The following is a 9,561-nucleotide window of genomic DNA, read 5'->3' on the forward strand; positions in this document are numbered from 1 at the left end:
GTCAGCGACGTTCGGCCAAGTCGGCCCGTGGGTTGAAGTGCGGCCCTCGTGGTCGGCCGGTCTAGCGTCCGCTTGCGGTCGCATGTCGTGGATCATGGAACTGGCCCCCGCCAATACGCCCCAGAACGAAGCCCCTAACTAGACCCCCGCGAAACGCCGGAAAGCGTCAGCCACTTGTCCGTACACGTCTCGCTTGAAGGGTATGATCAATTCGACTGCTTCGTCGAGAGCGCCCCACCGCCAAGCGTCAAATTCGATATCCGCGTGAGATGAAAGATTGATTTCCGCCTCTTCGCCGTCGAAGCGAAAGGCGAACCAGACCTGTTTCTGGCCCTTCCAGCCTCGCGCGATCTGCTTGTGCATGATCTCTGGCGGAAAATCGTAAACGATCCAACCATCGGTGCGGCCCAGCAGGGCGGCGCTGACGACTCCGGTCTCTTCGGCCAGCTCACGGCGGGCGGCGGCCTCCAGGTCTTCGCCTTCGTCCACGCCCCCTTGAGGAAACTGCCAGTTCCACGGGTCGGGCGTGTTTGCGCGACGGCCCAGCCAGACCTGGCCACGATCGTTGAAAAGCACGACGCCGACATTGGGGCGATAGGCGGACAGGTCAGTCATCGCTTGCTTGTCACCGCCGAGGCCGGCGCCAGCTGGAAGCCGCGCGCTGAAAGGCCTTGAGCCCAGGCCGCCGTCTGTCTGATGGTCACTGGATAGGCGAAGCCGGAGCCCAGGGCCTGGCCGCGCTGCACGGCGCCGCCTTCGATGGTCTTGAGCTGGCGGTTGATGGCTTCGGCCGAGAGTTGGTCGTCGATGATGCGGTCGGCGGAGGCGCGCAGGCCGGCGCCGCGTCCGTTGGCTTGGCCGTCGTCGATGAAGGCGAGACCCCGTTGCTTCAGCACCGCGGTCAGGGTGGCCACCGCCATGTCCGATTTCAGGTATCGCGAGCCAAGATAGTTGGTCAGGCCGAAATAGCCGGAGGCGCGGCTCATCAGCCACTCCAGCTTGCGCACTGTTTCTTCCGGCCGGGCGCCTGACATCAGGGTGTAAGGGCCGGGATCGTTCTGCGGATAGTCGTTGGGCTCAAGCGGCGTCTCCAGCAGCACCTCGTGGCCGTGACGGCGGGCCAGGTCGATCCAGCCCTGCAGGTCTTCGCCATAGGGGGCGAAGGACAGGGTGATCTCGGCGGGCAGTTGCTCGATGGCGGCGCGGGTGGTCTGGGCGTTGAGGCCGAGACCGCCGATCACCAGGGCCACGCGGGGGCGGCCGTCCGGGGTGAAGGGGCGGGCATAGGCTTCGGCCGGCGTGCGTCCGCCGGGGGCGACCACGGGCAGCTTGCCGCCGCCGGGCCCCGGCGCCCATAGGCCCGCGATCGGCGCGGCCGGCAGCGGTCCGTGCGCCGCCAGGGGCGGTGCATAGGGCGCTTCAGCCTTGGCGGCGGGAGCGTCGGCCTCATGGCGCCCCGGCGATTCCGAGAGGGTGAAGACGTCAGGAATCAGCGGCGCTTCTTCCTTGGGTTCCGGTGCGAGCGCTTCCAGCCATCCGGGAGGCGCGCCCTTGGTTGCGCCGATGCTTTGCAGACGCACGCGGACCGATGGGGCGCCGGCCGTGGGGTCGCCCAGAGCCAGCACCAGCACGCCCAGGGTCACGGCGAACAGCAGCGCCGCGCCCGCCGCGCCCACATAGGGATTGGACCGTAGGCCGATCAGAATGTCGCGCACGCCGACCCCGCCCGCGCTGGAGGCGGTGGCGAAAGCGAAGGCGGGCTTCTTCTGGAACATGAACGGCGGCGAATCTCGATGCGGCGTCAGGCTCTGCAATTATGGTTAATGAAACCGTAAGCGTGGCTACAGCTAAAGGCGGCATTGACCTGAGTCAGATGCGCGCAGGCCCTGAAAGGTGTAGAAGCCGCCTCCGTCCTCCATGGAGCCGCCCCTTGACCACCTCCGCCATCGAACCCGTTTCGTTCCTGCGTTACGCCGACGACTTCGAGGGCTTCTCCCGCGACCTGGGGGCCTCGTTCCAGCGCTATGGCTTCGCGGTGATCTGCGACCACGACCTGGACCAGGGCCGGATCGAGAGGGCCATCGGCGAGGCCAAGGGGTTCTTCGCCCTGCCCGAGGACGTGAAGAAGGGCTACGTGGTCGGCAAGGGCGGGCAGCGCGGCTATGTCCCCTTCGGCATCGAGACCGCCAAGGGCGCGACCCATCACGATTTGAAGGAGTTCTGGCATATTGGCCGGGACCTCCCCGAGGGGCATCGTTTCTCCGACGTGATGCCGCCGAACGTGTGGCCGTCGGAGGCCCCGGGGTTCCAGGCTGAGCTGAGCTGGCTATACGGCGCGCTCGACAACATGGGCGTGCGCGTCCTGCAGGCGATCGCCAACTACCTCAAGCTTGATCGCCACACCTTCGACGAGCCGGTGCGCGAGGGGAACTCGATCCTGCGCCTGCTGCATTATCCCCCGGTGCCGGCCGATGCGGGCGGCGTCCGCGCCGGGGCGCACGAGGACATCAACGCCATCACCCTGCTGCTGGGCGCCGAAGAGGCCGGCCTGGAGGTTCTGGATCGCGACGGCCGCTGGCTGCCGATCAATCCGCCGCCGGGGGCGCTGGTCTGCAACATCGGCGACATGCTGAGCCGGGCGACCAACGACGTGCTGCCCTCGACGACGCACCGGGTGGTGAATCCGCCGCCGGAACGTCGCGGCTTCTCACGCTATTCGACGCCGTTCTTCCTGCACTTCGCGCCGGACTATCTGATCGAGACCCTGCCGGGCTGCGCCACGGCGGAACATCCGAACCGCTATCCGGAGCCGATCACGGCCGACGATTTCCTCAAGCAGCGCCTGCGCGAGATCAAGCTGCTCTAAGTCGCCGGAAAAGAGGGCTGACGGGCCCGGGCGAGCCCGTCAGCGAAACGGCCTACCAGCCGCACTTCTCGTTCTTGTTCTGCTTGGTCAGCCACAGGTTCAGCGGGGCGAAATAGTCGGCCACGGCGCTGGCGTCGGTCTGCTTCTCGCCCGTGAAGGCGGCCATGGCCTCGGGCCAGGGCTTCGAGGCCCCCATCTCCATCATGGCGTTGAATTTCGCCCCGACCTCCTTGTTCCCGTAGATCGAGCAGCGGTGCAGCGGCCCCTTCCACCCGGCCTGCTTGCAGGCCGCGCGGTGGAACTGGAATTGATAGACCCGGGCCAGGAAGTAGCGCGTGTAGGACGTGTTTCCGGGCACGTGATACTTGGCCGCCGCGTCGAAGGCGTCCGCCGGGCGCGGGCCGGGGGGCACGATGCCCTGGTACTGGGTGCGCAGCTTCCACCAGCCGTCATTGTACTGGTCCGGCGTGATCTGGCCGGAGAACACCTGCCAGCGCCACTTGTCGACGATCAGGCTGAACGGGAAGAAGGCGATCTTGTCGAGGGCCGTCTTCAGCAGGAACGGGATGTCGCCTTCCTCGCCCGGCACGGTCTCCAGAAGGCCGATCTGCTTCAGATAGGTGGGCGTGGTGGCCGACAGGGCGGCGAAGTCGCCGATCGCCTCGTGGAAGCCGTCATTGGCCGCGCCCCGGAACAGGTAAGGCTGCTTGGAATAGGCGCGCTGGTAGTAGTTGTGCCCCAGCTCGTGGTGGATGGTGACGAAGTCCGTCCCGTTCACCTTGGTGCACATCTTGATGCGGATGTCCTCCTTGTCGTCCACGTCCCAGGCCGAGGCGTGGCAGACGACTTCCCGATCCTGCGGGCGGACGAACATGGAGCGCTTCCAGAAGGTCTCCGGCAGCGGCGCCATGCCGATCGAGGAATAGAAGCCCTCGCCCGCCTTCACCATCTTCACCGGGTCATAGCCCTTGGCGACCAGCAGATCGTCGAGGTTGTAGCCCGCCGCCGCACTGGCGGTCTTGGGGGCGGCGATGTCGTAGATATTGCCCCATTCCTGAGCCCACATGTTGCCCAGCAGGTCGGCGCGGATCGGGCCGGTGCGCGGCTGCACGGCGTCGCCGTACTTCTCGTTCAGGCGCGCGCGGACGTAGCAGTGCAGGTTGCGGTAGAACGGCTCCAGCTGCTTCCAGACCCGGTCGGTCTCGGCGGCGAACGCCTCGGGATCCATGTCATAGCCGGCGCGCCAGAGCGTGCCGGTATCCTTGTAGCCCAGGCCGCGGGAGCCCTCGTTGGCCAGTTCGACCATCTTGACGTAGTCGTCGTGCATCACCGTCGCGGTGGAGTGCCAGCCTTCCCAGGCGGCCTTCAGGTTGGCGGGATCACGATCCTCGGCCAGCACGTCCTCGGCGTCGTTGAGGGTGATGGTCTTGCCCTTGTAGTCGAACTTGCCGGTGGAGAAGGTGCTGTCCAGGCGCGAGGCGATGGTGGCCAGCTCCTCGGCGCCGCCTGGGCGCTGCGGCGCGGGCAGGTTGAGGTTGCGCTTGAGGATGTCGAGTTTGCGGCGGGTCACCGGATCGACGGCGGCCTTGTCGTACTTGGCCGCGTCCATGGCCAGGCGGGTGGCCAGCTCGGTGATCTCGGCGCCGGCCTTGGCCTCCAGCCACTGGGTGTCCTCGGTGATGTAGGTGGCGCGCACCCAGGACGAGCGGGCCGCGTACTCGCTCAGCTTGGCGAGGTCGGCCTCGGCCTTGTCGACGAACGCCTTGGCCTCGGCGGCGGTCGGCGTCGCCTGGGCCATGGCCGTCAGCGGCGCGGACGCCAGGGCGACGGCCGCGCAGGCGGCGAGGAGTTTCAGTTTCATGGGAATGCGGCCTCTCTCGGAGCTGCGGCCTCTTTCGGGCCGCTGAAGGCGCGCATGGGAAAGCCCTTACGCGCCAGCGTCAAGAGAGGGACGGATCAGATCACGCAGGCGGCCAGGCCGTCGCGGCGGACCGTGCCGGCGGCGGCGGTGATCTTGCGCGAGCGGCGCTTCACATAGGGGCCGGGCCTGGCGGCCTTCCACTTCAGCGGGCTCGGCAGGATGGCCGCCATGCGGGCGGCCTGGGCGTTGGACAGGTCGGCGGCGCTGACCCGGAAGTAGCGCTGGGCGGCGGCTTCGGCGCCATAGATGCCGGGGCCCATCTCAATGGAGTTCAGATAGACCTCCATGATCCGCTTCTTGCCCCAGATCGTCTCGATCAGGACGGTGAAGTAGGCTTCCAGCCCTTTGCGGATGTAGGAGCGCTGCGGCCACAGGAAGACGTTCTTGGCCGTCTGCTGGCTGATGGTCGAGCCGCCGCGAATCTTGCTGGGGCGGCGTTCGTTGTTCTTCATCGCCTTTTGCATGGCGGTGAAGTCGAAGCCGTTGTGCTGGCAGAACTTGGCGTCCTCGGCGGCGATCACCGCGCGGGGCAGGGCGGGGGACATATCGTCCAGAGCGATCCACTTGCGGTCCAGGCCCTTGCCCTCGAACATCCGCTGAACCATCAGGAAGGTGATCGGCGGCGGGACGAAGCGATAGACGATCACTGTCATCACCGGGCCGACCACGCCGACCAGCAGAAGCACCATCAGGATCATGCCGATCAGGCGGCCGGCGCGGCCCTTGGGCTTGGCGGGCTTCTTCGGCTTGCGGGCAGCCGGCTTCTTCGATTTCGCCATTGGTGTGGATACGCCCCTTGCCTTGACGCGGCGGAGCGATGCTAGCGGTGTGGTTCTGATTTGTCCTTAACGGGAACAAGCATGACCGTGACCGAGGCCGTTCAACGGCGCATCTCCGTCCGCGCCTTCACCGACCGCCCGGTTTCCGGCGAGGTGGTGCGCGAGATTCTGCAAGCCGCGGCCAAGGCGCCCTCGGGCGGCAACCTGCAGCCCTGGCGGGTTCATGCCCTGGCCGGCGAGCCGCTCGCCGCGTTCAAGGCGATCATCGCCGGCAAGCTTGGGCAGCCGGACGGGGCCGAGTACGACGTCTACCCGCCCAATCTGTGGGAGCCGTTCCGCACCCGCCGCTTCCAGTGCGGCGAGGACCTGTACGGCACGCTGGGCATTCCGCGCGAAGACAAGATCGGCCGCATGCGTCAGTTCAGCGGCAATGCCGACTTCTTCGGCGCGCCGGTTGGCCTGTTCTTCTCGCTCGACCGCAAGCTGGGTCCGCCACAGTGGGCGGATCTCGGGATGTACATGCAGACCGTGATGCTGCTGGCCCAGGAGCGGGGCCTGGGCACCTGCGCCCAGGAGTTCTGGTCGATCTACGCCCGCACGGTGGCGGACTTCCTCAAGCTGCCGGAGGACCACATGCTGTTCGCCGGCATGGCCCTGGGTTGGGCGGATGAGGCGGACCCGGTCAACACCCTGCGGACGCGTCGCGACCCCTTCGAGACATGGGCGGAACTAAGCGGCTTCGAGGATTGAGATGATACCGTAGGACTACGAGTGGTAGTTCTACGATATTCAATCGTGGCCGGCGGGAGCGCTTATTGCTCCCATGACCGACCCCCTGATCCGCCCCGCTCGCCTGTTCTTCCGCGCCGCGCTCATCATGGGCCTGCTGGCGGCCACCGGCGGCATCGCCGGCCTGGCCATGCTCGGCGGCGACCTGATGAGCGACATGGCCGGCCTGGCCTTCGCCGGCATCGGCGCGCTGATGGTGTTCAGCGCCCTGAACGCCCTCTACCAGCTGTTCTGGTGGGGCCGCGCCGACGGTGAGGACTACTAAAGCTCGGGAATCTCCAGCACGCCCGCCGCGCCGGCTTCATCGCCGAACGCGGCGCGGCCGCCGTCCTGGGATACCGAAAGGGCGCTGATCGCAGCGCCCTTTTCCGCTTTCAGGGTCTCGATGCGGCCGGAGCGCAGGTTCGCCGCCCAGATGCGGCCGTCGCTCATGCCTGCGACCATGACATTGCCGGTCAGACGCGCCGCGACCCGGGTCGAAAGGCTGTCGCGGCTGAAGCCGATCTCGGCCGCTTCCTTGCCCATCGGCCCGTTGGAGCCGGCGAAGGGCCAGATGACCGCGCCGTTGGCGCCCGCCGTGGCCAGCACCTTGCCGCCGTCGAAGAAGGCCAAGCTGCGCGGCTTGGCCGGATAGCCGCCCATGCGCATGTCCTTGCCGTCGGCCAGACGCCAGCCGTGCAGCTGGTTCTCCTGCATGGCGGAGATCAGGAACTTGCCGTCTGGGCTCCAGGCGATGGCGATGTGGCTTCCGGCCCATTTAAGGATCTGGGGCTTCTGGTTCTCGATCCGCGCCCACCACAGATGCGCCCCGCCATAGGAGGCGGTGGCGATGCGGCGGCCCTTCGGATCGAAGGCCACGTCGGACACCGACTTCTCGTGCGCGTAGACCCGGGTGAAGCCGGCGTCGGCGATGTCGATCACGTGCAGGGCCTTGCCGGCCCCGAAGGCGATCAGGCCGGTGGCCGGGCTGGCGGCGATCGCCTCGATCCAGCGGCCCTTCACCTCGGCGAGGCGGGTGACGGCCACCTCGCCGTCTTCGATGCGCGACCAGACGACCGCGCCGTCATCTCCACCGGTGACGATTCCTGTTCCGGAGGGGTGGACGCAAGCGGACAGCGCCGCGCCGTCATGGGCTTCGACCGTGACGAAGCCGTCCTCGGTCTGCAGGCGGACCGTTCCGTCCCCGAGGGCGAAAGCTGCGCGGCCATGAGAATCAAAGAGGGCGGCGGTGATGAAGGCGTCGAAGTCGAAGATCATGACCCGCGATTAGCCCGCCGGCCGGCTCCGCGCTAGGCGCGGCGGATGAAATCGGCGTATCGGCGTGTGACGAAACGCGGTCATTCCTGCACGTCAAACGGGAGTCTTGCGAGAGTCTGCGTCTCGGCCCCAACTTGCACTTTACTTCCAAAAATATCCGCGCCAGAAGTCTTTCCCGACGATAAGGCCGCGCATAGGCGCGGTGATTGGGAGATTTTTGTCGATGGCTGCAAAGCTTTCCGGCGGTGGCGGTGGTAAGTACGATCTCGGTCAAAACAACGAGATCAACGTCACGCCCTTCGTGGACATTCTGCTCGTTCTGCTGATCATCTTCATGGTCGCCGTGCCGATGGCGACCGTGGCCATCAAGGTCGACCTGCCGCCGGCCACGCCGCCGAGCCCGGAAGACAAGCCGAAAGAGCCGATCTTCATCTCGATCCAGAAGTCGGGCGCCCTGTTCCTGGCGGAACAGCAAACCAGCCTGGAAGGCCTGCCGTCGGATCTCGCCGGCCGCATCGCCGCCCAGTCGCCGGGCGCGATCCCGCAGGAAGAGCGCATCATGATCCGCGCCGACGCCGACGTCCTGTACCAGGACTTCATGGCGGTCCTGAACGAACTGCAAGGCAACGGCTACTACAAGGTCGGCCTGATCAACGAAGACATCATGTAAGCTTCGTCGCTTTCGAGCGAAGGAAAGGCCGGGTGCGCGAGCGCCCGGCCTTTTTCTTTGCCCGATCGGCGGAGGATCGGGCGCAACCGAAGCCGCGCCCTTCACTCTAAGCGGCGCAGGCCTCGAATCCGGTCCGCAGAGCGGCTTCGTCCAGGTTGCGGCCGATGAAGACCATGCGGCTGTAGCGGCGCTCGCCTTCGCGCCACTCGCGCTGCAGGTCGCCCTCGAGGATCATGTGCACCGCCTGGAAGACCAGGCGCTTGTCTTCGCCCTGAACGTCCAAAATGCCCTTGGCCCGCAGGATGTCTGGACCCTGGACGGCCAGCAGATTGTTGAGCCAGGTGGTGATCTTCGTTCCGTCCACCGGCGTGTCGAGGGTCAGGGAGATCCCGCGGATGCCCGCCTCGGCCACGTGGTCGTGGTGTTGATGCCCGTGATCATGATCGTGGTGATGGTGGCCATGATCGTGGTCGTGGCCGCAATGCTCGTCATGCACGTGGCCGTGCTCGCCGTGGGCCGGGTTCAGGAACTGCGGTTCGATCTCGGTGATGCGGTCCAGGTCGAACGAGCCGCGGCCGAGAATGGCGTCCAGCGGCACGTTGGAGCGCTGGGCGTGATGAATCGGGGCCAGGGGGTTGATGCGGCGGACCTGGGCCTCGACGGTGCGCAGCTCATCGGCGCTGACGAGGTCGGTCTTGTTCAGCACGATCTGGTCGGCGAAGGCGATCTGCTCGACGGCTTCCTTGCTGTCGGTCAGGCGCTGCAGGATGTGCTTGGCGTCCACCACGGTGGTCACGCTGTCCAGCTTGGTGCGGGCCTTGACCTCGTCATCGACGAAGAAGGTCTGGGCCACGGGGCCGGGGTCGGCCAGGCCGGTGGTCTCCACCACGATGGCGTCGAACTTGCCCTTGCGCTTCATCAGGCCGGACAGGACGCGGATCAGGTCGCCGCGCACCGTGCAGCAGACGCAGCCGTTGTTCATCTCGAACACTTCCTCGTCAGTGTCGACGACGAGGTCGTTGTCGATGCCCACCTCGCCGAACTCGTTGACGATCACGGCGTACTTCTTGCCGTGGTCCTCGGTGAGGATGCGGTTCAGCAGGGTGGTCTTGCCGGCGCCGAGGTAGCCGGTCAGGACGGTGACGGGGGTCTGTTCGATGCTCATGGCGCCTATCTAGTGCGCCGGGCGCGGCCCGCCTAGATGTCGAAGCTATGAAGGTTGTTCACCCGGGGCGGTGCTGAGAGGCTGGGGTTGCGAAGCACCAACTCCTAGCTCCGG

The 9,561-nt window shown here is 66.6% G+C and carries 10 protein-coding genes; 4 read left to right on the forward strand and 6 right to left on the reverse strand.

Annotated elements, in window-relative coordinates; translation table 11 throughout:
• Window positions 1–138 precede the first annotated feature (138 nt).
• Entirely contained in the window at window positions 139–615 is a 477-nt protein-coding gene (locus P7B02_RS08985; protein ID WP_277785980.1) for an RNA pyrophosphohydrolase, read from the reverse strand.
• Window positions 612–1,775 carry a divergent polysaccharide deacetylase family protein gene (locus P7B02_RS08990; protein WP_277785981.1) on the reverse strand — a complete coding sequence of 388 codons (1,164 nt, stop codon included), beginning with the start codon at window positions 1,773–1,775 and terminating at the stop codon, window positions 612–614. The genes P7B02_RS08985 and P7B02_RS08990 overlap by 4 nt, the downstream gene beginning before the upstream one ends.
• 155 nt (window positions 1,776–1,930) lie before the next feature.
• Here P7B02_RS08990 and P7B02_RS08995 point away from each other — a divergent pair, with 155 nt between their 5' ends.
• Complete coding sequence (locus P7B02_RS08995; protein ID WP_277785982.1) at window positions 1,931–2,866, forward strand: isopenicillin N synthase family dioxygenase; 936 nt, start codon at window positions 1,931–1,933, stop codon at window positions 2,864–2,866.
• Between the two features lie 52 nt (window positions 2,867–2,918).
• Here P7B02_RS08995 and P7B02_RS09000 read toward each other — a convergent pair whose 3' ends face one another.
• Both P7B02_RS09000 and mtgA read right to left on the reverse strand, forming a co-directional pair.
• Window positions 2,919–4,727 (reverse strand): M2 family metallopeptidase, encoded by a 1,809-nt coding sequence (locus P7B02_RS09000; protein WP_277785983.1) that lies wholly within the window; start codon window positions 4,725–4,727, stop codon window positions 2,919–2,921.
• A gap of 95 nt (window positions 4,728–4,822) precedes the next feature.
• Window positions 4,823–5,566 (reverse strand): monofunctional biosynthetic peptidoglycan transglycosylase, encoded by a 744-nt coding sequence (gene mtgA, locus P7B02_RS09005; protein WP_431355798.1) that lies wholly within the window; start codon window positions 5,564–5,566, stop codon window positions 4,823–4,825.
• 81 nt (window positions 5,567–5,647) lie between these two features.
• Between mtgA and P7B02_RS09010 the strand changes: the two genes are divergently transcribed.
• Complete coding sequence (locus P7B02_RS09010; protein WP_277785984.1) at window positions 5,648–6,316, forward strand: nitroreductase; 669 nt, start codon at window positions 5,648–5,650, stop codon at window positions 6,314–6,316.
• 73 nt (window positions 6,317–6,389) lie between these two features.
• On the forward strand, window positions 6,390–6,620 hold the full coding sequence (locus P7B02_RS09015) for a hypothetical protein (RefSeq protein ID WP_277785985.1): 231 nt from the start codon (window positions 6,390–6,392) through the stop codon (window positions 6,618–6,620).
• Here P7B02_RS09015 and P7B02_RS09020 read toward each other — a convergent pair.
• On the reverse strand, window positions 6,617–7,612 hold the full coding sequence (locus P7B02_RS09020; protein WP_277785986.1) for a WD40 repeat domain-containing protein: 996 nt from the start codon (window positions 7,610–7,612) through the stop codon (window positions 6,617–6,619). The genes P7B02_RS09015 and P7B02_RS09020 overlap by 4 nt on opposite strands.
• 223 nt (window positions 7,613–7,835) lie before the next feature.
• Between P7B02_RS09020 and P7B02_RS09025 the strand changes: the two genes are divergently transcribed.
• On the forward strand, window positions 7,836–8,282 hold the full coding sequence (locus tag P7B02_RS09025) for a biopolymer transporter ExbD (protein WP_277785987.1): 447 nt from the start codon (window positions 7,836–7,838) through the stop codon (window positions 8,280–8,282).
• A 106-nt stretch (window positions 8,283–8,388) separates the two neighbouring features.
• Here P7B02_RS09025 and P7B02_RS09030 read toward each other — a convergent pair whose 3' ends face one another.
• Window positions 8,389–9,447, reverse strand: coding sequence for a CobW family GTP-binding protein (locus tag P7B02_RS09030; protein ID WP_277785988.1), 1,059 nt, complete (start codon window positions 9,445–9,447; stop codon window positions 8,389–8,391).
• Window positions 9,448–9,561 lie beyond the last annotated feature (114 nt).

The sequence above is a fragment of the Caulobacter segnis genome (assembly GCF_029543125.1).
Classification (GTDB): Bacteria; Pseudomonadota; Alphaproteobacteria; order Caulobacterales; family Caulobacteraceae; genus Caulobacter; species Caulobacter segnis_D.

What these genes read in the sequence shown, in the direction of transcription:
- P7B02_RS08985 (WP_277785980.1), bottom strand. Translation starts at nt 615, where the DNA reads ATGACTGACCTGTCCGCCTATCGCCCCAATGTCGGCGTCGTGCTTTTC.
- P7B02_RS08990 (WP_277785981.1), bottom strand. Translation starts at nt 1,775, where the DNA reads ATGTTCCAGAAGAAGCCCGCCTTCGCTTTCGCCACCGCCTCCAGCGCG.
- P7B02_RS09000 (WP_277785983.1), bottom strand. Translation starts at nt 4,727, where the DNA reads ATGAAACTGAAACTCCTCGCCGCCTGCGCGGCCGTCGCCCTGGCGTCC.
- mtgA (WP_431355798.1), bottom strand. Translation starts at nt 5,566, where the DNA reads ATGGCGAAATCGAAGAAGCCGGCTGCCCGCAAGCCGAAGAAGCCCGCC.
- P7B02_RS09010 (WP_277785984.1), top strand. Translation starts at nt 5,648, where the DNA reads ATGACCGTGACCGAGGCCGTTCAACGGCGCATCTCCGTCCGCGCCTTC.
- P7B02_RS09015 (WP_277785985.1), top strand. Translation starts at nt 6,390, where the DNA reads ATGACCGACCCCCTGATCCGCCCCGCTCGCCTGTTCTTCCGCGCCGCG.
- P7B02_RS09020 (WP_277785986.1), bottom strand. Translation starts at nt 7,612, where the DNA reads ATGATCTTCGACTTCGACGCCTTCATCACCGCCGCCCTCTTTGATTCT.
- P7B02_RS09025 (WP_277785987.1), top strand. Translation starts at nt 7,836, where the DNA reads ATGGCTGCAAAGCTTTCCGGCGGTGGCGGTGGTAAGTACGATCTCGGT.
- P7B02_RS09030 (WP_277785988.1), bottom strand. Translation starts at nt 9,447, where the DNA reads ATGAGCATCGAACAGACCCCCGTCACCGTCCTGACCGGCTACCTCGGC.